The organism is Halorubrum persicum, assembly GCF_002727125.1.
In the GTDB taxonomy this organism is placed as follows: domain Archaea; phylum Halobacteriota; class Halobacteria; order Halobacteriales; family Haloferacaceae; genus Halorubrum; species Halorubrum persicum.
In genome coordinates this window covers 1-25,476 of record NZ_NHOA01000122.1, presented here as the reverse complement: position 1 = coordinate 25,476, position 25,476 = coordinate 1, and the positions used below count along the sequence as shown (strand labels likewise).

The following is a 25,476-nucleotide window of genomic DNA, read 5'->3' as shown; positions in this document are numbered from 1 at the left end:
ATTCGCGCCTCAAGAACAGGCCACATCGTAAACCACAATATCCCAATCCAGCGGTACGGTGCCGTGGGAATCCTCGCGCTTCAGCGCGGGGAGGATGTCAATACATGTGAACCCGAACCGAGCAATTCAGGCCGATGGTGAAACGGAACGTGTGTGCTGTCGCCAGTCAGGGGTGTTGAGATTATACCAAGCTTCGATCGCGTTACCTTTGGCGTGAATTATGGCAGACTGCGGGCGCTTCGAGCTAGCTTTGAGCTGTCTCAAGCGCGACATTGCAGATCGAATCACTCGCAATCGATACCCATCTTCAGCAAGAACTGGTCCGACAGAGTCTGCGTCATTGGCCATGATTTTGACATTATCGAGCTGATAGCATCGATGAAGTTTGATGATGAATCATCCCGTTGCCTGCTTATTTGCGGTTGGATAGAAGCCCATATGGAGGATCTCGTTGATATATGGATCAACCGCACCGTACAGCCAGAATTTCTGACGGTAAAGGCGGAGCATCTTTTCGCCAACCGCGAGTTGATCCTCGGGGACAGTCGAGGTCGACTTTCTGAGTCCAGTTGTGAATAGCGACGTGTCTCCGTCCGCTCCAAAACATTTCGAGACAGTTACTTATCTCACGGATCGACATGCCGCATAAGTGACCGCGAATTCCCTTTTCAATCACCCGGCGCAGCGTACGATCTCGCTCCACAAACGACAACCCGATACACACGATACGTTCGCTGAGACGTTTGATTTTGGTCTCAGCACTCTGAAGTCGAACGCCTCATTCACTAAGTTAACGTGACGGGTTTCTTGAGCCGTACTTTTATATCAGGCCACAGTGAGATGTAGACGGATGCGATACAGTCAGCTAAACCTATCGGGAAACAGACGTATAGCGGTAACTCGACGATCCGAAACGTACGATCTCACGAGCGCTAATTCGGATCTCCGATCGTTTGGGGACGTGGCGAGAGTGGCGAGTGTTGACGGAGATTCGATCGATCAGATCGCCACCAGCCTGCTCGATGAGGCCGAGACCATTGAACGGTCGACGGTGGACGAACATGCGACGGTTCCGGTGAACGCCTCAGAGGTCTGGGCGGCTGGCGTGACCTACGAGATCAGCGAACAGGCTCGAGAGGAGGAAAGCTCGATGCCGGACATCTACCTTGATGTCTACGACGCGGAACGCCCGGAGCTATTCTTTAAGTCCACGCCGTCGCGGACGGTCGGTCATCGAGAGGCCGTCGGGATCAGGGGGGATTCAGCGTGGAACGTCCCCGAGCCGGAACTGGGGATTGTCCTATACCGCGGCGAGATCGTCGGTTTCACGATCGGCAACGATGTGAGCAGCCGATCGATCGAGGGCGATAACCCGCTGTACCTGCCGCAGGCGAAGGTGTATGACCGGAGCTGTTCGCTCGGTCCGTGCGTTGTCACGCAGGACCACGTGGACGACCCTCGCGACCTCGAAATGGAGATGACCATCGAGCGCGACGGGGAAGTCGTGTACGAGGACGCAACGAACACGAACCAGATGGTCCGATCCTGTGAGGAACTCGTCTCGTACTTCACTCGACACAACGCCGTCCCGGAGCTGTCGGTGCTTCTGACCGGCACCTCGCTCGTCCCCGAAGAGCCGTTCGACCTGCGTGAGGGTGACCAGATCGACATCACCATTGAGGAGATCGGGACGCTCTCGAACGGCGTGGTCTCGGTATGACCGACGATGTCGTCCCCTCGCTCGACGGGTTCACCCGCCGCGACTGGCAGTCAGAGGAGACGAACGGGACGGTTAGGTTCGCGATGGTCGGGATGGGTTGGTGGACGCGCGAGCAGGCCATCCCCGCTGTCGAGGCGTCCGACTTCTGTGAGACAACTACCGTCGTCAGCGGCTCCGCGCAAAAGGTCGCAGCAGCGACTGACCTCGCGGACTCGATCGAACACGGGATCACTTACGAGGAGTTCCACGACGGGGTCGCGGAGGACGCCTATGACGCCGTGTACGTCGTCACGCCGAACGGGGCTCACCTCCCGTACGTCGAGACGGCCGCCGACCTCGGGAAGGCGGTCCTCTGTGAGAAGCCCCTCGAAGCATCGGTCGAGCGGGCCGAACGGCTCGTCGCTGCGTGCGACGACGTAGCCGTTCCCCTGATGGTCGCCTACCGGATGCAGACCGAACCGGCTGTGCGTCGGGCCAGAGAGCTCGTCGATGCGGGCGCGATCGGCGATCCTGTCCTGGTCCACGGGCACATGTCACAACGGCTCCTCGACGAGGTCGTTCCCGACCCGAACCAGTGGCGACTCGACCCCGAGCTGTCGGGCGGCGCGACGGTCATGGACATCGGCTTGTATCCGCTGAACACCGCCCGATTCGTCCTTGACGCCGATCCAGTCCAGGTCCGGGCCCGGGCGACTGTCGAGTCTGAACCGTTCGATGCGGTCGGCGACGAACACGTCAGTTTCGGCGTCGACTTCGATGACGGAACGCTCGCAGCGTGTACCGCCAGCCAGTCGGCCGCTCAGTCGAGCTTCCTCCGCGTGACGGGAACCGAGGGCGAGGTCGCGCTTGATCCGGCGTTCTACAACCGACAGGAGCGGAGATTTCGCCTGTCGATCGGCTCGCAGTCCGTGGACTACGACTTCGATCGGGTCAACCAGATGACCGAGGAGTTCGACTACTTCGCATACTGCCTGTTGACCGGGACCGACCCCTACCCCGACGGCGACCACGCGCTCGTCGACATGCGGACGATGAAGGCCATCTACGCCGCGGCTGAGCGCGGCGGTGACGTCGCGGTCGAAGCCGTCTAAGGGCCAGTCGCCTGCCGGCCATTTCGGACAATCCCGTCCGCGGCCGGATCAGGCCCGCACGTCAGCCCACTCGCCGCGCTCGTCTGACCGCTCGATCGCATCCAGGACCCGCTGGACGGCGAGCCCGGTCTCGAAGTCGGGCTCGTACGGTTCTCCGTTCCCGATTGCGGAGAGGAACTCGTAGTTCTCGTGGACGAGCGCGTGCTCCCAGCCGATGTTGTGACCCGCCGGCCACCATCGATCCACATACGGATCCGCGTCGTCCGTGACGTGGATCGTCTCGAAGCCTCGACCGTCTCCTCGAAGGACCTCCAGCTCGTTGAGCCGCTCCAGATCGAACCGGATCGCCCCCTCCGACCCGTTGAGCTCGATCGTGTTCCCGTTCTTGTGTCCCGTGGCGAACCGCGAGGCCTCGAAGACGCCCATGGCCCCGTTCGCGAACGCTGCCTGGGCGGAGTACGCGTCGTCAACCGTGACCGGCCGGGTCTCCCGGCTGTCGGACCCGGCTGCGGAGAGGGCATCGCTGTCGTCCGCTCCGGGAACGGGTCGGTCATTGACGAACGTCCGCAGGTGCCCCGAGACGCGCTCGACCCGTGACCCGAGGAGGAACTGCGCGAGGTCGATCGAGTGCGCGCCCAGATCACCAAGCGCGCCCGAACCCGCGATGTCCGCCGAGTTCCGCCAGCTCCACGGGGCCTGCGGGTCGACTAGCCAGTCCTGAAGGTACCGTGCGCGAACGTGGTACACTTCGCCGATCGCACCGCTCTCGACGAGCTCTCTGGCGTACTGGATCGCCGGGACGAAGCGGTAGTTGAACGCCGTGGCGGTGGACATGTCGCTCTCGCGGGCTGCGCTCGCCATCCGCTTGGCCGCGTCGAGGTCGTGGGCGAGCGGCTTCTCACAGAACACGTGGGTACCCGCATTGAGCGCCGCGATCGACGGATCCGGGTGGAGATTGTTCGGACCAAGGTTGTAGAACACGTCGACGTCGTCGACGGTGTCCCGCCAATCGGTCGCGTATCGATCGAATCCAAGCTGGTCGATCGCCGCCGAGAGCGCCTCTTCGTCGCGCCCGATCAAGACGTCACGCTCGACATCCGGCGCGTCGGGGAAGAACATCGGGAGCCGCGCGAGCGCGTTCGCGTGTGCCTTTCCCATGAACCGGTATCCGAGAAATCCAACGGTCAGGCTCATGGTTCAGGCCCAGTAGGTGTCGCCCGGCTGCGTCTCGAAGACAGCCCGCGAGAGCACGTCCACGGCCTTTTCCAGCCCTTCTCGACCCGACGTGAGCGAGTCCTCGTGTTCGATCGAGAGCGCTCCTTCGTAGCCGACCATCCGGAGCGTGGAGACGATGTCCTTCCAATGGGCCTCGCCGTGGCCGTACCCGATCGAGCGGAACAGCCACGAGCGGTCCGGCTCGGCCGTATACGGTTCAGTGTCGAGGACACCCTTGACGCGAGCGTTCGACTCGTACACCTTCGTGTCCTTTGCGTGGACGTGATGGATGGCGTCCTGCTCACCGAGGAAGCGTATCGCCTCGGCTACATCGATCCCCTGCCAGTAGAGGTGTGAAGGGTCGAAGTTCGCGCCGACATGCTTGTTCGTCGCCTCTCGAAGACGCATCATGCCGGTTGGCTCGTACACGAGCATGTTCGGGTGCATCTCGATGCCGATGTCGATGCCGTGCTCGGCGGCGTGCTCCGCCAGCGCGGTCCACGTCGGTATTGCGACCTCTTCCCACTGGTATTCCAGCGCCTCGGCGTGCTCGGGCGGCCACGGGGCCGTGACCCAGTTGGGGACCTCTCCATTTGGCCCCCCCGCCGGCAGCCCGGAGAAGGTGTTGACGGTGTCCACGCCCAACTGATCGGCGAGCCGGATCGTTTCTCGGATCTCCGTCGTCGCGCGCTTGGCCCGCTCGTCGTCGGGATGGAGCGGGTTGTTGTGTGTCGAGAGCGCGCTGATCGAGAGATCGTGGTCGTCGACCAGCTCCAGCAGCTCGCGCTGTGCCGCCTCGTCGTCGAGATACGCCTTCCGGTCGAGGTGGTCATCCCCAACGAATCCGCCGCAGCCGAGTTCGACCGTACCGACGCCGAGTCCGGAGAGATATTCGAGCGCTTCGTCGAGCGGTTCGTCACCGAGTACGACTGTTAGGACTCCTACGTCCATGCTATCCCGCTCGCCCCGTCAGAAAATAAAACTATGGGCGGACCTCGGAGATCTCCGCGCTTGACTTCGACTTACGCCTCGTCGAACAACTCCTCTCCGCTGACCATATGCTCCTCGACGGCGTCGAGGTTCAGCGTGAGTCCGAGCCCAGGCTTCTCGGGGATCTCCATCCGTCCGTTCCGGATCAGGTCGTCCTCCTCGACGAGGTCTTCCCACCAGCCGAGCTCGTAGCTGTGGTACTCGACGGCCAGGGAGTTCGGAATGGCCGCGGCCACCTGCGCGGACGCCATTGTCCCGATCGGCGAGGAGACGTTATGCATCGCCACGGGAATGTAGAACAGGTCCGCAAGGTCGGCGATTTTGCGGGTCTCGCGCATGCCGCCGACCCGTGGAAGGTCCGGGGCGATGATGTCGACTGCCCCCGGTTCGAGAAGGGTCCGCTGGCCGGCCGTCCGATAAACGTTCTCGCCGACCGCGATGGGGGTCGTCGTCGACTCCGTGACCCGCCGCTGGACGTCGTGGTTCTCCGGCGGGACAGGGTCTTCGAGCCACCATACGTCGTACTCCTCGACCGCCGCTGCGAGCCGCTTCGCGCTGCCGGCCGCGTACGACCAGTGGCAGTCGAAGGCGACGTCGGCCCGGTCGCCGACAGCTTGCGTGACCGCCTCGACGATCTCAACTTTGTGGTCGATCTCGGGCTCGCGGAGATGTCGGTTCGCCCGGTCTTTCTCGTGGCCGGAGGGCACGTCGAGGTCGAACTTGATCGCGTCGTAGCCAAGTTCTTCGACGACGCGGATGCCCTCGGCGGCACAGGCCTCCGGGTCTGCTTCGTTCTCCGTATGGAGATCGCAGTAGATCCGGACGTCATCGCGATATTTTCCGCCGACGAGCTGGTAAGCTGGAACGTCAAGGAGCTTCCCGGCAGCGTCGTGGAGCGCGATCTCGATCCCCGAGATGGCCGAAACCACCTTTCCCGAGATCGACCCCTCTCCAGACATCTTCTGAATGAGGTGTTCGTAGAGGCGGTCGATGTCGAGCGGGTTCTCGCCAACGAGGAAGGGTTTCATCCGCTCGATTATCGCCGTGTCGCCGCCGCCCCAGTAGGCCTCGCCGGTGCCCACGACGCCCGCGTCGGTGTAGACGCGTACGAGTATCCACGGATAGTTCCCGTCGACCATCGTGGTCTGGACGTCCGTGATCTCCGCGTCGCGGACGCCGCCCCGTGGCTTCGTGAGATCCATCGTCTTGCTCGACAGGTCCCGCATCGTATACTCCGCGTTCGGGTCGCGAAGCTTCGCGTGATCGACCATGACGGCCAAATGTCCGGTGACCCGCTACAAAAGCCTATGGGAACTTAGCGTACCCTCGACGGATCACGTCGCGGTCGAGCCCAGGCCGATGACCAAAAGACATGAGTGTGCGACCGTCAAAGTGCGAATCGATGTCGAAGCCCACAACGAACTACGTGGACGGCGAATGGCGAGGCTCGGAGACGGGAGAGACAATCGAGGTCCGGAACCCGGCGAACCCGGACGAGGTCGTCGCGACGTATCCGCGGTCCGACAAGCGGGACGCCGCGGCGGCTGTCGATGCCGCCGCCACGGCCGAGGCGGCATGGCGGGACACTCCCGGTCCGGAGCGTGGTCGGATCCTGCGGGAGGCGGGAACGATACTCGACGGACGGAAAGAGGAACTCACGGATATCCTCGTGGCCGAGGAGGGGAAGGCCCGCCCAGAAGCGGCCGGCGAGGTCCAGCGTACGATCGATATCTTCCACTACTTCGCCGGGAAGGCGTCGGACCTCGCGGGGACCCGGAAGGCGTCCAGCGGCCGCGACACGAACCTCTACACTCGCCGGGAGCCGGTCGGCGTCGCAGCGCTCGTCACACCATGGAATTACCCGATCGCGATCCCCGCCTGGAAGCTCGCGCCGGCTCTCGTTTCGGGAAACACGGTAGTCCTCAAGCCGGCTTCGCTCGCACCAGGCGTCGTGATCGAGGTCGCGCGGGCGCTCGATGAGGCGGGGCTCCCCGACGGCGTCCTCAACGTCGTCACCGGGCCGGGAAGCACCGTCGGTGACGAGTTCATCACGAGTGAGGGGACGGACCTGGTCTCCTTCACCGGCAGCAGTGAGGTCGGCGAGATGGTGTACGAGCAGGCCACCGGCGAAGGCAAGCGCGTCCAGACCGAGATGGGTGGGAAGAACCCCACCCTTGTCACGTCGTCGGCGGACCCCGCCGAGGCAGCCGACATCGTCGCGTCCGGCGGATTTGGCACGACTGGCCAATCGTGTACCGCATGCTCGCGGGCCGTGGTCCACGAGGCCGTCCACGACGAGTTCGTCGCGGAGTTGGTCAAGCGCGCAGAGTCGATCGACGTCGGTCCAGGACACGACCACGAGATGGGTCCGCAGGTCAGCGAGGCGGAGCTGTCGTCCACTCTCGACTACATCGATGTCGCCTCGAACGAGGGCGCGACGCTCGCAGCGGGCGGCGGCGTCCCAGACGGCGACGCGGTCGAGACCGGTCACTTCGTCGAGCCGACGGTGTTCACCGAGGTGGAGCCCGACATGCGGATCGCCCAAGAAGAGGTGTTCGGGCCCGTCGTCGGCGTCATCGAGGTCAGCGACTTCGAGGAGGGGATCGCGGTCGCCAACGACGTGGAGTACGGCCTCTCGGCGAGCGTGGTCACCGACGACCACGGGGAGGCGAATCGCTTCGTCGATGCGATCGACGCCGGCGTGGTGAAGGTCAACGAGAAGACGACCGGGCTCGAACTTCACGTTCCTTTCGGCGGCTTCAAGCGCTCCTCCTCGGAGACGTGGCGCGAGCAGGGCGACGCCGGCCTCCGGTTCTACACCATCGAGAAGACGGTATACGACGGCTACTGAAGCACGAACGCTCACTACGGGTTGGGCGACCGAGGTGTTGTGGCCGTCTGACTCTCGCTGCGGATATTCGTTCCCTATTTTGGAACACCTTGTTGGCGGGGCGCTGTTATAACATTACACTACTACGAACGTAATTGGTAGACGAGAATACCAATAAACCAGCTGTACACGTCGATCCGACGCCGCCACAGCCGCGTCGAAACGTCGTTCCGACTCTCAGAACGCGTCAGTAGTTGATGTTCAACTCGATCACGTTCGCCGCGCTGAGAACGCGTTCTGGGAGGGCACCGTGAAGGGCCTCATCGCTGACGCGGTTGGCGGGTGCAGAGACGCTGATCGCGCCGAGGACCTCGCCGCTGGAAGAAGTAATTGCTGAGGCGACACATCGGAGCCCTTCGAGACGTTCGCCGTCGTCGACCGCGTAGCCCCGCTCGCGGATCTCCGCCAGTACGTCGAACAACTCCTCGCGGGTGCCGACGGTCCGCGACGTCTTCCGTTCGAGTCCGTGTCTGTCGAGTATCGTCTCAACGCGTTCCTCGGAAAGGTTTGCGAGGATCGCCTTCCCGAGCGCCGTCGTGTGTAAGCTCGTTCGAAGCCCTGCGTGCGTGTCCAGATCGACGGCTTCGTCGCCTTTGGCTCGCATCAGATAGACGCCCATTCCTTGCTCTTCGACGAGGAGGTTCGCGAGTTCGCCGGTCTCGGCCGCGAGCGACTTCACCTCGGGCTCTGCAATCTGGTAGATTTCCATCGACTTCCGGCTGTGTCCCCCAACTTCGAGGAACTTCAGCCCGAGGCGGTAGACATCTCCCTCCTTCAGGACGTAGCCGTGCGTTCGCAGCGTGTTCAAGTGGTTATGAACCGCGCTCTTTCCCATCTCGAGATCGTTCGCCAGTTCGCTCACGCCGCAGGGCTCCTTGGTCATCAGCTCCTCGATCAGCGTTAGGGTCTTCTCGGTGGTCCGCACGGGATTTTTCGCATCCATATCGATCGATCGTGTATGTCCTGAATAAACGTTCCGGTATAGAGAACAGATTGCTGTGAAAGCAGAACGAGAGGACCGGGGTCAATGGCAAGCACGTGGTGAACAACCTGTCTCTCTTCATCGGGGCCTTTTTCGTCGGCGTCGTCGCGTTCACGGATTCCGACTGCCGCCCGCGGGCGTCGTGGCTCGCTGACCTCGTTCTCTGTCTCGTCCACTACGACCTCGGTGGCGGCCTCGTGCGTCCTGCAGACGACACCACTGTTAGTGCCTCCGAGAGGGCCAACTCTTCGCTGGACACAGGGGTCCCCACGCCGCCCGTGTCATCCCCGTGAGTGCGACGCCGTCTGGTGATCGCGAACTTTGTCGGGCCCGCTGCGTGTTCGAAGTCACGTGATTCCCGGAACGCGATGTCATCGAAAACATCCTCCGAAACCGTGATCTTCCGCGGGCCTGGAATTTCGTATAGCGATATACGATATACAATATCCTCTAATTCTGAATTTCGGTGGTAAGAGGCCCCAGATGTCCAATATCTCTCGATGGGCCGAATACAACAAGTGGTCCTGATTATTGGCATAATCAGGACCACTTTGAAGTACCCCGACGCCGTCAGTGAAGCACGAATGCTGCAACCGCCTCACGACGTCGCTTCCCCCGGGGTAGAGGCACCGAGAGCGGGCCCGCAGGAGGGTGGAGGGCCGGTAGATGCCTGATCGAGCGCTTTTCACGCCGCTCGACGACAGCTTCGAGCGCTACCTCCAGGACAAGGGGAAAGGCCGCGGCGGCGACGGCGGAAACTATCGACGAAACGCAGCCCGCGAGCTCGAGCGGTTCGCTGAGTGGACCGCCGGCGACCGCGGCGACGACGACTGGACCGGGATCGTCCCCGACGACGCCGACCGGGAGCCGACCTTCGAGGACCTCAACGAACGCGTGTTCCGCGAATACGCCCGGCATCTCGCTGGAGACCGGGGACTCAAGCAAAACACGGTACAAACCTATTACCGCTATATCTCTGCGTGGTGCGGGTGGTGTGTCAACGAGGGCTATCTCGAGGCCCACTACGCGCAGCGGGCGAGTGCGATGGCGCCGCTGCCGGCAGACGACGGCCGCAAGCCCGGCGACCAGCAGGCGTGGACGTCCGAACAGCGCCACGCCCTCACCCGTTACGTCGACGAACAGGCCCGCGACGCCGTCGAGGCGTACACGACACTCCCGGAGGAACTGACTCCCCTCGATAAACAGCGAGCGCGCTACGCGGCGCTGAAGGCGGCTCGTGACCGAGCACTCGTCTTTGTCCTCGCGTACACTGCCGTGCGTGTTGGCGAACTACTCCGAGATCCAAATGACCCGCGCCGGCGTGGCGTTCGCTGGGAGGACCTCTCCCTTGAGGACGGGAGTATGGATGTCTATCGGAAGAAACAGCAGTGGGACGCCGCCAGTCTCCCCGATCCAGTGATTTCTCCGCTGCGAAGCTACCGAAAGCTGATGGATCCACCGACGGAACGCTGGCCCGTATTTCCGACGTTCGACCAGCGAACGCTCGCAGGGCTCGTCCAGGAAGAGTTAGCTGAACGAGGGGAACGCCCAGAAGCAATCGGTGAACGCCGTGAGGAGTACGCTCGCGACCTGCTGCTAGCGCTCGATGAGGACCTTCGGCCGCCGTCGATCACGACGGACGGCGCGCGGTCGATTCTTCAACGGCTCTCCGAGGCCGCCGAGATCAACATCGAACATCCGAAACACGACTATCTCGCCCCGCACGGTGGTCGTCGTGGGATGGGAGAAGTTCTTGTTCGAGCCTTTGGGTACACGGTGGCGGCCCGGTATCTCGATAACTCCGAAGAGATGGTGCGTGAGCGGTACTCTCACATCGAGGCCGGCGAACTCGGCGATGTTGCCACCGAAGCGCTCTCAGAGGTCGATGGTTCGGTACACGAAAGCCACGAGTAGCTGATCAGGGAGCGCTATGCATCCGTTCTAGCACGGCGAACGACGGTTTTAGCTCGAGAATCGGATACGCGGGATAACTCTCCTCGATCCCTTCACTGTTCCGGCCGGACACCGCCGGCCGGTGGCTGACTTGGTCTCATTATCCGTTTCAACAGAGCTAGCGTTATTGACCTCCTCCCGCGCCTAAAGACGCGGGAATCCCACTAGAGGATGCGGAGGGTCCGTGAGGAACTTCGGCCAGGGTCGAGAACAAAGAGCGTCCCGACCGTACTGTCATCTAGTGACACGTAATGGTACGGATGCCCGTGCCGGTTGACGAACTCACGAGTGACGATCAGTTCCCGATCAAGCCGGACACGAACGAGCACTGCGCTCTCAGCTTCCTTGTCGCACACCGCGAATACGGCTTCACCCCACGCGAAATCGCAGATCGAACAGCCCTCAGCGAGACCGCCACCTCGAGCACGATGGCTCGTCTCTTTGAGCACGGGCTTATCGAACGAGCAGACAACGTCTATTACGTCGACCCAAGCCGAGCCAGTGAACTCAAGCGACGGCTCGAATCGCTCGATTCACTCGTTCAATTCTTCGAGTCAGTACCTGACGACAACTACGCCGAGAAGGGCTGGGAACAGGAACTCCCGCCCTTCGATCCAAATAAAAAAGCGGATGCCTCGGAGAGCCGTTCTCACCTCCCTAGAGTTCGACACGATTTTGTTAGTTTCAAAGAATCGTGTTCGTATGGTCTCCCTCCAAGCGTCCCCGCCCCAGCTCGGGCCAGCCGTCGCTGCGCTCTTCGGACTCGTCCTGCTCGGAGTGATCGCCGGGGCAGTGGGAAGTGCTATCGTGCGTCGACTGTCAAATCCCGTCGGGAAGTATCGTCTCCTGTATGCCGGGGTGCTGTTTCCGGTGACGCTCCTCGCCTATGGTCTTCTGACACTACTCGGGTTCGGCCCCGCGCTCGTGGGGAGCGTCCCGAGCGTTCCAGATATCCTCGAACCGATCCTCACCAGCTTCGTTGAATTCCTCGCTGCGGGATTCGTCTGGATCGCCGCTTATGCACCCACAGTGCGTGGTGTTCGCGACGTTCGCGACATCGAACTGTCGACACGGTCTACACTTATGAAAATGGCCCACTATACCATCGGATTGAGTGGGTTCGTTGCGGTGATAATCGCACCCCTGAAGGTCGTCTCATTTGGCGCCTCACCGCTCGGGTTTACGATCGGTCTAGCTCTCATGGGAGTCATCGTCCTCTACGTTTCCCCGTGGATCGTTCCCCTCCTGCGTGAGACGAGTGAACCGACTGGTGAGTCGGCCGAGCGACTCTCGACGCTTCGCACCCACGCTGGTCTCGACGTTCGAGATGTTCTCGTTCTCGACACCGATGACGAGGAGACAGCCAACACCCTCGCCCGTGGTCCTCCCGGGTACCGACGTCTATTCGTCACAAGCACGTTCCTGAACGCCTTTGATGACAAGATTGCGACGGCCCTGCTGGCGATCGAGGCTGGCCAGCTGCGATCGCACGTATTCGAAATCCGAGTGAGTACAGTCCTCATCGCCGGGATCGCGTTGATCGCCTCAGTTACCGGTATGGGTCCACGATGGCTCCTTCTCGGCACATCGTTCGTGGTGCTACTCGTCGGGTTCTGGGCCTCCCGTCGTGGGATCCGGATGGCAGACGAGTATGCAGCCAAGCGAGTCGGCGCATCCACGGTTGCCGAAGCGCTCGAAAGATACGCCGAGATTCATGCGATGGAGCCGTCACGGCGGCGTATACCGAACCCGCTCTCGGTGAACGTCGCGCTCGGGGACCGAATTGACCGCCTCGATAATGGGACTAGCGCTTGAAAGTGTTACATTTCTCGGAGCAGAGAGAGTGAACCCGCGTTGCTAAAATGTACATCAGGGGAGATATACAGCAAGAGTCCTCCTCGGAGTTCGCGTTCACTACCATAGTGATGCAGTGTAACGAGGCGGTCGGCGACGAGACCGGTGTCGACTACGGGAGCGTCTGCGGCGCCGACGACGACGGCTGCTGTTAGCGGAGGTCACAGAGGTCGTTCCGGCTGACGACCCTGCCAATCGTCACTCCGCGGACAGCGTCTGCGACAGGAGTTCGTCGAACAGCGAGACGACACGTTCTTTGATCTCGTCACGGATCTCACGAACCTGCTCGATCGGACGCTCGTGGGGATTGTCGAGCCCCCAATCGCGATTTTCGCCGTTCCACGTCGCCGGGCACACGTCCGATGCCGAACACCCCATCGTGACGACGAGATCGACCGCCTGTAGCTCGTCCGGCGTCACCTCTCGCGGCGTTCGGTCGCTGAGATCGATGTCTCGCCCTCTCATTGCTTCGACGACAATCTCGTGGACGTAGTCCGCGGGCTGTGTGCCACCGGTCACGATCGTAATCTGATCGCCCACACCGCGACGGTCGCGCTCGCGCTCAGCGAACGCCGCCGCCATTTGGCTCCGTCCTGCGTTTTGGACGCACACGAACGCGACCTGGTGGTCCGTCCGCTCATCGGATTCAGTCACACCTCCACAAGCGAGTGGGATCGGTATAGCTGTTACTTCAGGCACAACGGCTCTTGATAGGCTATCTGAGAAGTACTCTCAGACCCGTGTTGAGCTATTGGGACGTATATACATCACTATATGTTCTCAAGTCGACGGCATCGATTCTGCTGTTTATGAGTGATAGTTTGCCGGTTACTCTAGGATTCGTTTGTGTACAGAATGCTGGTCGCAGTCAGATGGCAACAGCGTTCGCCGAACGCGAGCGTGACCGTCGTGGACTCGAAGACAGTGTTGAGAGGTGGCGTCGGATTCGCCGACTGTGCGCTTGTTTCCCTCCATTGTCTGCGGATTTACCTCGATTCACCCTACCGCATGACAATCGACTTACTAAAAGAGATGCCGCAAATAACCGGAGATTCCGGCCTCAACGCGGCCGATCTTCCTGCGCCGCCCATGTTGTGTAAGGCGTTCGACCGGATCCGCATGAGCGTCTGTCGAGTGCAGCTGCGCCAGTCGACGCAGCTGCACGATCTCTCTGAACACGCCGCGATCGACGCCACGTTCTACGACCGCTCACCAGCCAGCCGCCACTACTGCCAGCGAATCAGCTACCGCGTTCAGAAGCTGAAAGTCACGAAGCTCGTCGATACAGCGTCTCAAGCCGTCCTTGACGAACACTGCTCAACGAACCGGGAAGGAAGCGACGCAGACCTTGCTGAGCAGATTGCCCGCCGGAACGCGGTCGATCTGCGGTCTCTCGCGGCCGATAAAGGCTATGACAAACAATCGCTCCGCAAAGGATTACGCGATCTCGGCATCAGACCGCTGGCCAAGCACCGTATCTTCGCTCCGTACGACCACGCACACAACGCCAGAATCGATGATACCCGCTACAATCAGCGCTCGATGGGTAAAACCGTGAGCTCGGCTGTGAAGGCGGTGTTCAGATAAGAATTGAAAAGTGAGGCGGTGCGTTTTCAAAGTGATTTATGCCCGAAAACGACCGCCTCAGCGGCTGTTTAGACAAGATCAACTTATAGTTTGTGGAGCGAGAGGCAACACCGAAGCTGTTGATGAAGCTCAGTATTCAGCTTCATTTAGCAGGATTGTCGCTTTCGAATACTGTTTTGTTTCTTGAGGTATTTGGTGTTGATCGGGTTCGATCTACCGTTCATAACTGGGTTCACAAGACCGATTTGCAGCCGGAATCTGGTCGGTGCCCGAATCACGTTGCGGTCGATGAAACAGTGATTCAACTTGAGGATGAACAATATTGGCTGTACGCCGCTGTCGATCCTAATTCAAACGATTTGCTCCATACAAAGCTTGAACCGACAAGAACGAATATGATCGCAGGTCAGATTTTCGCGGAACTCCGCGAAAAACACGATGTAGATGACGCGATCTTTTTCGTTGATGGAGCGGTTCCACTTCACCGAGCTTGTGACAAACACGACCTCGATTTTAGATACGAACGACATGGAAATCGGAACAGCATCGAACGTATTTTTCGTGAGGTAAAACGCAGAACAACCAGTTTCTCAAACTGTTTCAGCAACGCCAAAGCAGAAACTGCTGATAAGTGGCTTAGATCGTTCGCGTTCGCATGGAATCAGCTTATCTGAACACTACCGCTCGATCGCCCTCCAGATTTATATGCCACTTCGAATTATTATTCGAGCATGGTCGCCCCCGATGGCGGGAATACTACTTCCTCGAGACCGCCGGGTAACAAAGAGTCTATTTCTATTCTTCACGTTGATGACCACGTTGACTTCGCCGAGATGGCTGCCCAGTTCCTCGAAAGGGATAATGAGCGGTTCGATGTTGAAACGGCACCCAGTGCGAGTGAAGGGCTTGAGCGACTTTCCGAAGCGGAGGTTGATTGCATCGTCAGCGATTACGAGATGCCCGGCATGGATGGCCTGGAATTTCTGAAAGCGGTGCGCGAAACGCACCCCGACCTGCCGTTCATCCTATTCACCGGGAAGGGCAGCGAGGAAGTCGCGGGTGACGCCATTTCGGCCGGCGTCACCGATTACCTCCAAAAGAAGTCCGGCGCTGACCAGTACACGGTCCTGGCCAACCGTGTCGAAAACGCAGTCAACCAGACCAGAGCGGAATACCGCCTCGAGGAAAGTCAGCGACGCTTCCGGACGCTGCTCAGCAACGTTCCGGGGATAGCCTATCGCTGTCGAAACGAGCGTAGCTGGCCGATGCTCTTCGTCAGCGATGGCTGTGACGAACTCACGGGATACGAGCCGTCGGACCTCGTCGACGGCAACGTCAATTACGGTCGAGACATCATGCATCCGGACGACCATGACCGAGTCTGGGACTCTATCCAAGATGCTCTGGAGGCGAGAGAGCCGTTCCGCGTCGAATATCGTATCCGGACTGCTGATGGCGCGGAGCGGTGGGTCTGGGAGCAGGGCCAGGGCGTGTTCGAAGACGGCGAGGCCGTCGCACTCGAGGGGTTCATCACAGACATAACGCAGCGAAAGGAGTCCCAGGAACAACTCGAGTACCAGTCCTCGCTGCTGGAGGCCCAGATGGAGACGACGATCGACGGGCTACTCGTCGTCGACGAGGACCGCTCGATCGTCTCCTACAACGATCGGTTCGGGGAGATGTGGGAGATTCCCGAAGAGGTGGTCGAGACGGAATCGGACGAAGCGTTGTTGGACTGGGTCGTCGAGCACAAACTCGCAGACTCGGACGCGTTCATGGAGTTGGTCGAAGACCTCTACGAACGCCCCGAAGAAACGAGTCGCGATGAAGTCAAGCTCACGGACGGTCGGATCTTCGACCGCTATTCGGCTCCCGTCATCGGTGACGCCGGCACCAACTACGGTCGCCTGTGGGCATTCCGCGACATCACCGAGCGCAAAGAGCGCGAGCGGGAACTCGAACGACAGGAGTTCCTGTTCGGCCGTGTCCAAGACATCGCCGACGTCGGTGTCTGGGAGTACGATCCCCAGACGGATGATCTCACTTGGTCCGACGGCATCCGTCGCATCCACGGGGTTGATGATGACTACGAACCGACCTTAGCGGACGCGATCGACTTCTATCACCCCGACGATCGCGACGAGATCTCCGCTGCAGTCACCCGTGCAATCGAGGCCGGAGAAGAGTTCGACCTCGAATTGCGCATCGTCCGTCCCGACGGCACGATCCGGGCCATCCATACATGGGGCGAAGTCGGCCTGGACAAACACGGGGAGACGGAACTCGTTCGAGGCGTCTTCCAGGACATCACCGAACGTAAGGAACGCGAGCGGGAACTCCAGATCTACGAGTACGCCTGCAAATCCGCCCTGAGCGGCATCGCGATCGCGAATTTAGATGGCGAGTTGCGTTCCGTGAACCCCGCCCTCTGTGAGATGTGGGGATACGAAGAGGCAGCGGATGTCATCGGGCGATCAGTCACTGACTTCTGGGCCGACCCCGAGGCCGCTGCGAACGTTGCCCAGCCGATTCAAGAGACGGGGAGTTGGGAAGGCGAACTCCGAGCAGTTCGCGACGACGGCACCACGTTTGAAGCCTACTGTTCGGCAAGCTATGTGACCGATGAGGAGGGCGAACCGATCGCCCTGATGTCGTCGTTCGTCGATATCACCGAGCGAAAGCGACACGAACAGGAACTCGAAGAGGAGCGCGAAAAATACGCGACTCTGGTCGAGCAGAGCCACGACGGCGTCGTGATCATGCAGAACCACGAGTTCGTCTTCGTCAACTCTCGGCTGGCGGACATCACCGGCTACGACGAAGCAGAACTCCTGGGGATGACGTTCACTGATATCATCGCGCCGGAGGACCGACAACTCCTCCGGGACCGATACGAACGACGACTTGATCCGGACGCCGACTCGCCCCCCTCGCGGTACACTGTGACCTTCGAGACCAAGGACGGACGCGAGCGAGTCGCGGAAGTCAGTGCCGCCGCCATCCGGTATGAGGGCGCGTCGGCCGACCTCGCGTCGGTCCGGGACGTAACCGAGCGGCAGCGGTACGAAGACGAGTTGGAGCAGATCAACGAGGAACTGGAGATGCTGAACCGCGTCGTTCGCCACGACATCCGCAACGGCATGGCGGTCATGCTCGGGTGGGGCGAACTGCTCGAAGACCACGTCGACGACGCGGGAGCGGAGCACCTCGAGAAGATTCTCACGAGCGGTGAACACATTGTCGAGCTCACAGAGATCGCCCGTGACTACGTCGAGACGCTGACGAGCGACGAGGAGGTCGACATCAAGCCAATGGGGTTACAGCAGGTACTAACGACCGAAATAGCCCTTCGTCGAGAGGCCCACGCGGATGCAGAGATCAGCATCGACGAACCGATTCCAGATGTCGACGTTCGGGCGAATGAGATGCTCTCATCGGTGTTTCGGAACCTCTTGAACAACGCCGTCCAGCACAACGACAAGGACACGCCGATAGTCGAGGTCACTGCCGAGGAACGAGACGACGACGTGTACATGGAAGTCGCCGATAACGGACCGGGGATTCCTGAAGACCAACGCGAGCAGATCTTCGGGAAAGGCGAGCGGAGTCTCGAAAGCAGTGGTACGGGCATCGGTCTCTATCTGGTGCAGACGCTCGTCGATCAGTACGGCGGTGAGGTTCAGGTCAAGGACAACGAGCCGGAGGGCGCAGTGTTCACCGTTACACTTCCGAAAGCGGATTGAGATCGGCGGCACCCTCTTCTCGTCGACGACTCCGCTGCAACTGCCAGAAGTCCCGTGCTGCATACAGGGTGCGTCTCTCGCAGGGTATCAAGACCAAGCACATCGATGACGCCAGAGTGATATTCACGGCTCTAATACATCCGCTATGGCGGTCTTACCAGCATCTTCGCTCTTCTTGCTCTATGTTGGTGTGTTTTTGCTGGCCGCACTCGCCTGTTTTGTGAGCGTCACACGACTTCATCATATCACTGACGCAGACACGCGACGAGGCTTGTGGGCCCTCCTATTGACGAGTGGCGGGTGGGCGGCTGCTCACGTCGGTTTTCTGGTCTCCCCGACAACAGCACTCAAACTCGGGTGGTATACCCTCGGACTGGTGCTAGGTCTCGCGGCAGTCGGGGCATGGCTCTACTTCTGTTCTGCATACACCGGCCGTACCTACCACCGAAACCCAACATATCGTCGCCTCGCTATCGCCGTCTACGTCGCACTCGTCGCGGTGAAGATCACCAACCCCCTCCACCACGAATACTTCACAACGACAGCCGTCGCTACCCCGTTTCCCCATCTATCCGTGTACACGGGGGCACTCCACTGGACCGCGATGGGGCTCTCGTACGCCCTCGCCTTTGTTGGCTACTTCATGCTCCTGGAACTGTTCACGCAGATCGACCTCGACACACGGGCGCTCTTCGGTCTCGTCGGAATCACTGGCCTCCCCGTCGTGTTGGATCTTGTCGGGTACATCACGCCCTACCTCATCGACATCACATACGAGCCGCTGGGGGTCGCCGTCTTCGCCGTTGGTGTTGCGTTCATCTACATCGACCAGTTCGAGGCCCTCCAACTGGCCGCCGAACGGGACACACCAGTCATCGCACTTGACGCGGACAATTACATCCGGGACACGAATCGTGCTGCGCGGACCCTGTTCCCCGAGCTCGACGGAGCAGAGCGTCTCTCTCTGGAAACAACACTGCCGCGGATAGCCGACTGCCTCGACAGCGATACGACCATTCTGAAGATCCAGCAGGAGGGCTCTACGCGGTATTACCGTGTGACGGAGACTCCCTATGGGACGGTCACATCGGGTCTCGGTCGAACTATCGTTCTCACGGATGTGACCGACCGTGAGCGATACCGCGAGGAGTTAGAGCGGCAGAATGAACGCCTCGAACAGTTCGCCAGTTTAGTGAGCCACGACCTCCGCAATCCACTCAGCGTGGCCACAGGGCGGTTCGACTTACTTCGCGAAGAGATGGCATTGTCGGAGGAGAATGACAACGTAGCGGCCGTCGAGCGAGCATTGGACCGGATGGACGATCTGATCGACCAGATTCTCACGCTTGCCCGTGAGGGACAACCGGTCGAGCAGTGGGACGCCGTGTTACTCTCGTCGATCGCAAATAAGAGCTGGGAGATGGTCGAAACGGATACTGCCGAATTGCGGGTTGATGACGACATGACATTCAAAGCCGACCCGGTGCGAGTCCAACGACTGTTGGAAAATCTGTTTCGGAACGCACTCGACCACGGCGCCCCGGACGTGACGGTCACCGTTGGAGCGCTTCCTGACCGACCGGGATTCTACGTGTCCGACGACGGGCCTGGTATCCCCGAAGAAGACCGGGATTCCGTGTTCGAGCCAGAATATACAACTCGCAAGGAGGGTACCGGGTTTGGGCTCGCTATCGTCGCTGAGATGGTCACTGCGCATGGATGGACGATTCAGGTGGCCGAGAGCGAGACGGGTGGTGCTCGCTTCGAGATTCTCGGTGTCGAATCCATGGAGTGAGCCGGTTGATAGGTCCAGTCTGTTCTGGTGAACTGGCTCTGTTGAAATCCCATCATTCAGACACATTATCGACTGAAACAGCCAGTCGATTAGAGCTCTGTATCTATTGGACGGGGAGATGGCATCAGCGACGCTGATAAAGCGTCCACCCCACTGCGAGGATAGCGCAGACAACCCCGATAACAAAGGGAGCGATCTCGTCGCTTTCTCCGAATCTCCAGTCAAAGACGACGTATCCAACGATAGCGATGAGAGCGACAAGTGCGCCGACGTACTGTAGCGGTTTTGACTGTGAAGGGCGACCGGGCATATTACGCCCCCGTTACTCAGGTGATAAATAGTTTGTCTATACTGACCACAACTGGGTCAGGAAATATCACTTGATGAGGATTCCAACAGAGCCGGTGAGCTTATCCTCTGTATGCAGCAAACCCGCTGAGGTTTCCGCAGGCGTGCGCTTGAACAGCGGGACGCTGAACGCGAACGGAGAATATGACACTCCTGCCGGGAAATTGGTCAGAGCGGGAGTCCACGCTGAAAGCCCACGGCTGTAGCCGGTGGGTTAGCTTACCGTCAGGCGTTTAGACACCGGCCTCAACCCACGGTGGTGACTCCACACTGGTGTTACCGGTCCGGCTGAACCGGACTCTTTCCGTGATTACCCGTGGTCCAGAGCGGTACGCGACCGTTTGTTTCGTCTTGATCTGCTGGACGTATCCCCGCTGATTCACAAGTAGTGTCATCGACGCATTTGAAGCGACGTGCGTGTCGTTCAGATCCGCCGTCACACGGTAGAATTGGGTCCCGTCTCGGGTGAACGACTCGACTGTTGTGTTCTGCCGGGTACTGTATCTGTAGATGAGTTGCCGATGGAGCGCCCTGTTGAGTCTAACCGAGGTGTTGAGTAGCTGGACTTGCCGGATTTGGACCTCCGTACCTGATTCGACGCGAACGGTCGTCTCGTTTCCGTGTCGCCACGATGAGATTCGTTCTGGAGCCTGCCGATAGCTTCTCGGCGCATCGCCGGTGGCTGTTGTATTCCGAGTTGCGAGCGCCCGTACTGGCCGTCGCGGATCAACGTGCCACGACCGGTTGACCGTAGCGGTAAATGTGTTGTTAGCATCTCGAATTGTTGTTGTCGATCGGACGGTGAACGGTTGCGATCGAAGTGTTGCAGTATGCGCTTGAGTCAACGTGCTCGTGTCCGTCACATCATCCGCGGTCAATTCAGGGGCGGACTGTGAGATGTTGGTTGGTGCAGTACATCCTGCAACGAGCAGCAGACAGACGACACAGACTGTCACCAACTGGATAGACCGTTTCACTGTGGCAACACCTCCGGGAAACCGTAGAAGTAATAGTAGATTTCTGCGGCACCAGAACAGACGAGAAGCCCGCCGGCGATCCGATAGATCGTCCGGGTGTGAGATCTGAGCGTGGCCGTGATCGACGAGCCACCGAGGGACGTTACGCACGTGAATACGGCAAGCATCGAGTTCATTCCGACCGCGTAGGTGAGTGCACTGGCAGCGCCGAGTAGCGGACCAGCAGACATCCCCTGAAGGATGATGGCGATGAACAACGGCGCAGTACATCCCGCCGCAGCACCAGCGTACAGCGCACCGAAGGCGAAGAACCCGCTGAGTGAGCGTTTTCGCTCTGGAAGTCGAACGATCGACTGAGACGGCTTCCAGTCAGCCACCATCAGGCTCCCGGCGACAACGAAGAAACTTCCAACGATGAGTTCCATCAGTGCGATTTCAGCCAGCGCTTGTGCACCGAGAAACGCTGTTGTGCCTGCTAGACTACCGTACACGACCGTCATCCCGGCCCCAGCGAACGCACTGAAGAGCACCGCACGAGTGAGCGGGCGGCGGATCCGTGCGACCACTGTACTTGTCCCTGTTGCAGAAGCCGGGGAGCCACCATCAACAGCAGATACAGTATCACTCAGAAAATACGAGAGGTATCCGGGGAGTAGCGGAAAGGCACACGGGGCGAAGAAGGTCGCTGCTCCAGCCGAAAAGGAAAGACCAAACAGGGACGAAAGTGCAAGTCCAGCCATCCTCACGCCTCCAGTAGCGACTCAACCACGGAGTTGAACTCCTCGAATGTCCGTGCGCTGACTGCTGGTTCGTCCCCAATTGCAGGAGTTCCATCACTGTCGAATACGAGATTCGTCGGATAGCTATTCGCGTTCCATCGGTCAGTCGCAACTAACCCTGGATCCTTCACTACTGGCCACGTGCCTTCGTATTCGTCCCAAAACTGCTTGATGAGCGTCTCGTCCACTTCCGGTGTGATCGAGATCATATGAAGTGTCTCAGTGTCGTATGCGGCCCGCAACTTGCGGAAATCCGGCATCTCTTCCTGACACGGGCGACACCACGTCGCAAAGAAGTTCAACAGTACGATTTTCCCGTCTGGTTTGAGTGTGACCTCACCATCGGGAAACTCATCATGCGTGACGACAGACGGGAGAGCTAACTTAGAATTCGCGTCTGTCTCGCTGTTCTCGGCTGTTGTGTCGGGTGGAGACTGTGACGTTGTTGTCGTGGGGGACCCACGACTCCCACACCCCGTCAGGCTTACTGCGAGTCCGGTACTCACCGTTGCAAGGAATCCTCTGCGGTTACTGGAGGACATACGCTGTCTGTGAAATTCTGAATTGGACGGTTATATCCTGTCTGGAAAGTAAAACCCGCATTTTACCCTCTCTGAACGACTTCGTGTGTGCAACTGTCCGGATCACGAGGATACGGTTACGTCGAGTTTGCTTCGCCACACGTACGTGCGACTGCCCCACTGAAACGAGGAGGCACAGATACCGACGACGAGGAGCGGGAACACCGGTACAACGATGGAAACGACAGCACTACTGTCCACCGCCGCAGACCCACTTTCCAATAGCGCAGTAGTCCGATTCCCGTTCCGACAGCGAGGCAGGTAAGCGAGAACAAGGTCGCGCCCAGCGTGAACAGCAGTAAGGCGACGAGGAAAACCGCCGTCTCCGTGGGAGCGGACAGAGTTGATGTCTTTGCGAAGCGGGAAAGTCAGTGATAGATCGCCGAGAGGGAACCATCAACGCGGCTCGATCGAAGGCGTGTCGTGTCCGACCATACGTCGTCGACGTACTGACTCAACAAGGATCTATCACTGGAGACGTGGCTCTCTGGTGCGAACGGATACGACGGCACAAAACGGTTCGGTACTGGTGTCCAGCCGACGATCGCCGTCGGTGAGCCTGTTGCCGATGCCTTGGCGTTCGCTCCAGCGGTGATCCACGTGCTGATGATGAACGTCCACTCGGACTGGACGGGCCACGGTGATGAACACAAGGTGGCCGCCGTCGACGATGTCGAAGAGTACGCCTACAAGGAGCCGAGCGAGCCCTCCAACGTCGGCAGCGGTATTTTCTCAGTCCATTCACCGTATGCAACGCGGTAGTCCTACCAACTGCTGAGCGTTCAGCGGAACAAATACTAACAATCGCACACACGGGACCACCATACGACGATGACTGACTCGTCAAACGCTAGGCGGATGCGTCAGCTCTTCGAGGAGGCATGGACAGACGGCGATCTCGATGTGGTCGATGAGATCGTCGCTGATGGGTTCGTCTTTACTCGCGGCGGAGAGATCCAGACGGGTGGCCCAGAACTCTACAAGAGTCTCATTCGCACTACACGAGAGATGTTCCCCGACATGGAGTACAGAGTAGACGACGTCATCGTCGGCGACGGCGGTGACGCTGTCACGGTCCGCTGGACGGTGACGGCAACCCACGAAGGCGGATACAAGGGCGTCGAACCGACTAACCAGACCATTGAGATGGAAGGTCTCGAGCTCAACAAATTCGAGGACGGCCGGCTCGTGGAAACGTGTACCTATCCACACTGGGTGGGATTCCTTGAAGACGTCGGGGTGCTTCCGCTGACTGATTCTCCTGAAACGAATACCTGATCCGAACGTACCGCGTGAACACGACCCTTCCGGCGTCGTTGAACGCTCTGTTCCTCCGTGAGCGCGTCACTACGCTACTGGTCGCGCCTTAGTCGAGAGCGTACCCCCATTCTTCAAGCACGTCGACGACATCGTCCGTGTGTTGAAGGCCGACGAGTAACGCTGCCTCGCGGAGATCGGCCTTCCGGACACTTTCTCCGAGCCGGCTCTCAATAATCGACTTCTGTGTCCGCTGGACGTTCAGCGTCTCCTCTTGGAGGTGAAGCTGGACTGTCTGTTCGCGCCCGTCAGTGATGCTATTCCGGCGTAACACCCAGGGGATCTCACTCCTTGCTGTGTCGTTTCCGCCACTTTCGTCGGCGCTTCCAGCTCCAGTCTCTGTCGCCACCTCGGCTGTTTGCCCTTCGTCGCTGTTCGCGTCTGCATCAGACGAAGCAGCTGCTTCGACTTCCGGCTCACCGCTGTCCGCTTCCTCGTCGTCCCACCCGTTGACGGTACCCTCTTTGAATCCCCCCATCAGACGGTCACCTCCTCAGGATCTTCCAGCGCGCCTGGTTCAGGCGGAGCGGGGGCAGTAATTCCGCCTTGGGTCTCAAGGAAGCGAGCGATTCGATCGAACTTTGCCAGCGTATCAACCTCGTAGTCCCGGCGTCGACTCCGGTGGGTTCGCACGAACTCGAACGCGCTACACTGGTGTCGCCAGCAGCCTTCCATCATCGACGTCCGATCGCCGATCACCTCGGGAACTTCGAAGGGCACGTCCTCGACGATCTCGTTTTGATCTTTCGTTCCCTTGAACTCGATTGGGACCGCTCCGAGGACGCCGACTTCGATATTCAACTCGTCCGCAAAGTTCGTCGCGAGTTCCTCTAAGCCTTCAACGGACGCCTCTCCCTTCGCTGACGGCTCAAACGGAATGAGGAGGTTTCTCGTCGCATAAATCGCGTTATAGAGGTGATCTGACTCCGTCGCCGGGGGATCACAGATGAGGACGTCATACCGGTCTGGCACATCATTTTCAACGAGAACACGGCGGAGCTGCGCGTAGATGTTGTACGCATCGCCGAAGTCTTCTGCCCGGCTTTTCTCGCGGGCTAAGTGGTCGGAGAGATCCGAGAGGGTGTTGTGTTCCGGAATGATGTCGATTCCCTCTGCCGTTCGAATCAGATCGTCGAAGTCACCACCTGGGTTATCGACGAGGTGTCTGACAAGACTATCTGCAGATGAGTCACTCCGGTCGTCGTCGACGTCGAACAGTCGGCTGAGGTTCCCGTCTTGGGGGTCTAGCGGGATCACCAGCACATCGAGCCCAGCCCGGGCGTGCGCACAGGCGATATTCGCTGTCAACGACGTTTTCCCAACGCCGCCAGCCTCGCTGTAAACTGTGTACGAGAGCATACGGTATGATCAGACACTAACCACATAAACGTACGTCAGACACACATCTGTAGTAATTGTCTAATTGAGTTATCAATGTGAGAAGTATATCTTATATATCTAAGATAGATGTCTAAGGTACAGAAAGAAGACAGACATGTATCCTACTCATAAATGGAATACACCGAATACATCAGCACGACACAGATCCGCTGTTCTGTTCAAAATCCTCAAGCTACGGCACCTTCCTGTGCTATATTGAATACGAGTGATTTATTTAGTAATAATCAGTTTTAATTTACACCTACTGTTACGG

At 59.5% G+C, this 25,476-nt stretch carries 20 protein-coding genes and 6 pseudogenes; 15 read left to right on the top strand and 11 right to left on the bottom strand.

Features of this window, described 5'->3' with window-relative positions; all coding sequences use genetic code 11:
• Positions 1–244: 244 nt before the first annotated feature.
• A pseudogene (locus DJ69_RS19300) lies at positions 245–748 on the bottom strand (IS6 family transposase).
• 102 nt (positions 749–850) lie between these two features.
• On the opposite strand from DJ69_RS19300, the gene DJ69_RS13705 reads away from it, so the two are divergent.
• The gene (locus DJ69_RS13705; protein ID WP_099256119.1) at positions 851–1,720 is read left to right on the top strand and encodes a fumarylacetoacetate hydrolase family protein; all 870 of its coding nucleotides are present in this window, start codon (positions 851–853) and stop codon (positions 1,718–1,720) included.
• Positions 1,717–2,811 (top strand): D-xylose 1-dehydrogenase Gfo6, encoded by a 1,095-nt coding sequence (gene gfo6 / locus DJ69_RS13700; RefSeq protein WP_099256118.1) that lies wholly within the window; start codon positions 1,717–1,719, stop codon positions 2,809–2,811. Before DJ69_RS13705 ends, gfo6 begins: the two co-directional genes overlap by 4 nt.
• A gap of 48 nt (positions 2,812–2,859) precedes the next feature.
• Here gfo6 and DJ69_RS13695 read toward each other — a convergent pair whose 3' ends face one another.
• The 3 genes from DJ69_RS13695 to DJ69_RS13685 all read right to left on the bottom strand — a co-directional run bounded on the left by DJ69_RS13695 (position 2,860) and on the right by DJ69_RS13685 (position 6,287).
• Complete coding sequence (locus DJ69_RS13695) at positions 2,860–4,005, bottom strand: Gfo/Idh/MocA family protein (protein ID WP_099256117.1); 1,146 nt, start codon at positions 4,003–4,005, stop codon at positions 2,860–2,862.
• Positions 4,006–4,008: 3 nt separating this feature from the next.
• Positions 4,009–4,977, bottom strand: a complete 969-nt coding sequence (locus DJ69_RS13690; protein ID WP_099256116.1) for a sugar phosphate isomerase/epimerase family protein — start codon at positions 4,975–4,977, stop codon at positions 4,009–4,011.
• Positions 4,978–5,048: 71 nt separating this feature from the next.
• Positions 5,049–6,287: a mandelate racemase/muconate lactonizing enzyme family protein gene (locus DJ69_RS13685; protein ID WP_099256115.1), complete on the bottom strand. Its 1,239-nt coding sequence runs from the start codon at positions 6,285–6,287 to the stop codon at positions 5,049–5,051.
• 131 nt (positions 6,288–6,418) lie between these two features.
• Between DJ69_RS13685 and xacF the strand changes: the two genes are divergently transcribed.
• Positions 6,419–7,867, top strand: a complete 1,449-nt coding sequence (gene xacF / locus DJ69_RS13680; protein WP_099256114.1) for a 2,5-dioxovalerate dehydrogenase — start codon at positions 6,419–6,421, stop codon at positions 7,865–7,867.
• A 226-nt stretch (positions 7,868–8,093) separates the two neighbouring features.
• Here the strand turns inward: xacF and xacR are convergent, their stop codons facing one another.
• Together xacR and DJ69_RS17995 are read right to left on the bottom strand one after the other, a co-directional pair.
• Positions 8,094–8,849 (bottom strand): HTH-type transcriptional regulator XacR, encoded by a 756-nt coding sequence (gene xacR, locus DJ69_RS13675; RefSeq protein ID WP_099256113.1) that lies wholly within the window; start codon positions 8,847–8,849, stop codon positions 8,094–8,096.
• Positions 8,807–9,064 carry a hypothetical protein gene (locus DJ69_RS17995; protein WP_144050454.1) on the bottom strand — a complete coding sequence of 86 codons (258 nt, stop codon included), beginning with the start codon at positions 9,062–9,064 and terminating at the stop codon, positions 8,807–8,809. The genes xacR and DJ69_RS17995 overlap by 43 nt, the downstream gene beginning before the upstream one ends.
• Before the next feature lie 490 nt (positions 9,065–9,554).
• Between DJ69_RS17995 and DJ69_RS13665 the strand changes: the two genes are divergently transcribed.
• From DJ69_RS13665 to hcsS, 4 genes and pseudogenes are all read left to right on the top strand, one after another.
• Positions 9,555–10,802, top strand: coding sequence for a phage integrase SAM-like domain-containing protein (locus tag DJ69_RS13665; RefSeq protein WP_099256111.1), 1,248 nt, complete (start codon positions 9,555–9,557; stop codon positions 10,800–10,802).
• Between the two features lie 290 nt (positions 10,803–11,092).
• Positions 11,093–11,299 (top strand): annotated as a pseudogene (locus DJ69_RS19120) (MarR family transcriptional regulator); the annotation flags it as partial.
• Between the two features lie 244 nt (positions 11,300–11,543).
• Positions 11,544–12,656, top strand: coding sequence for a peptidase (locus DJ69_RS13655; RefSeq protein ID WP_099256110.1), 1,113 nt, complete (start codon positions 11,544–11,546; stop codon positions 12,654–12,656).
• Between the two features lie 71 nt (positions 12,657–12,727).
• Positions 12,728–12,850: pseudogene (gene hcsS, locus DJ69_RS18505) on the top strand (halo-CC-star protein HcsS); the annotation flags it as partial.
• A 43-nt stretch (positions 12,851–12,893) separates the two neighbouring features.
• On the opposite strand, the gene DJ69_RS13650 reads toward hcsS, so the two are convergent.
• Entirely contained in the window at positions 12,894–13,307 is a 414-nt protein-coding gene (locus DJ69_RS13650; protein WP_394338364.1) for an arsenate-mycothiol transferase ArsC, read from the bottom strand.
• Positions 13,308–13,504: 197 nt separating this feature from the next.
• On the opposite strand from DJ69_RS13650, the pseudogene DJ69_RS13645 reads away from it, so the two are divergent.
• The 6 genes and pseudogenes from DJ69_RS13645 to DJ69_RS19215 form a co-directional block, all read left to right on the top strand.
• Positions 13,505–13,627 (top strand): annotated as a pseudogene (locus tag DJ69_RS13645) (arsenate reductase/protein-tyrosine-phosphatase family protein); the annotation flags it as partial.
• Between the two features lies 1 nt (position 13,628).
• Positions 13,629–14,267 (top strand): annotated as a pseudogene (locus DJ69_RS13640) (IS5 family transposase); the annotation flags it as partial.
• A 107-nt stretch (positions 14,268–14,374) separates the two neighbouring features.
• Complete coding sequence (locus DJ69_RS13635; RefSeq protein ID WP_245851694.1) at positions 14,375–14,956, top strand: IS6 family transposase; 582 nt, start codon at positions 14,375–14,377, stop codon at positions 14,954–14,956.
• 57 nt (positions 14,957–15,013) lie between these two features.
• Positions 15,014–18,025, top strand: coding sequence for a hybrid sensor histidine kinase/response regulator (locus DJ69_RS13630; protein WP_099256108.1), 3,012 nt, complete (start codon positions 15,014–15,016; stop codon positions 18,023–18,025).
• Positions 18,026–18,170: 145 nt separating this feature from the next.
• Positions 18,171–19,820 carry a sensor histidine kinase gene (locus DJ69_RS13625; RefSeq protein ID WP_099256107.1) on the top strand — a complete coding sequence of 550 codons (1,650 nt, stop codon included), beginning with the start codon at positions 18,171–18,173 and terminating at the stop codon, positions 19,818–19,820.
• A gap of 449 nt (positions 19,821–20,269) precedes the next feature.
• Positions 20,270–20,374, top strand: a pseudogene (locus tag DJ69_RS19215) (RNA-guided endonuclease InsQ/TnpB family protein); the annotation flags it as partial.
• Positions 20,375–21,141: 767 nt separating this feature from the next.
• On the opposite strand, the gene DJ69_RS13610 reads toward DJ69_RS19215, so the two are convergent.
• Entirely contained in the window at positions 21,142–21,885 is a 744-nt protein-coding gene (locus DJ69_RS13610) for a cytochrome c biogenesis CcdA family protein (RefSeq protein WP_099256105.1), read from the bottom strand.
• A 2-nt stretch (positions 21,886–21,887) separates the two neighbouring features.
• Positions 21,888–22,466, bottom strand: a complete 579-nt coding sequence (locus DJ69_RS13605; protein ID WP_099256104.1) for a TlpA family protein disulfide reductase — start codon at positions 22,464–22,466, stop codon at positions 21,888–21,890.
• Positions 22,467–23,078: 612 nt separating this feature from the next.
• Here DJ69_RS13605 and DJ69_RS17990 point away from each other — a divergent pair.
• Positions 23,079–23,267: a hypothetical protein gene (locus tag DJ69_RS17990; protein WP_144050453.1), complete on the top strand. Its 189-nt coding sequence runs from the start codon at positions 23,079–23,081 to the stop codon at positions 23,265–23,267.
• A 69-nt stretch (positions 23,268–23,336) separates the two neighbouring features.
• Positions 23,337–23,783: an ester cyclase gene (locus tag DJ69_RS13600; protein WP_245851693.1), complete on the top strand. Its 447-nt coding sequence runs from the start codon at positions 23,337–23,339 to the stop codon at positions 23,781–23,783.
• Positions 23,784–23,871: 88 nt separating this feature from the next.
• Here the strand turns inward: DJ69_RS13600 and DJ69_RS13595 are convergent, their stop codons facing one another.
• On the bottom strand, positions 23,872–24,300 hold the full coding sequence (locus tag DJ69_RS13595) for a hypothetical protein (protein ID WP_099256102.1): 429 nt from the start codon (positions 24,298–24,300) through the stop codon (positions 23,872–23,874).
• On the bottom strand, positions 24,300–25,181 hold the full coding sequence (locus DJ69_RS13590) for a ParA family protein (protein ID WP_099256101.1): 882 nt from the start codon (positions 25,179–25,181) through the stop codon (positions 24,300–24,302). The genes DJ69_RS13595 and DJ69_RS13590 overlap by 1 nt, the downstream gene beginning before the upstream one ends.
• Between the last annotated feature and the right edge of the window lie 295 nt (positions 25,182–25,476).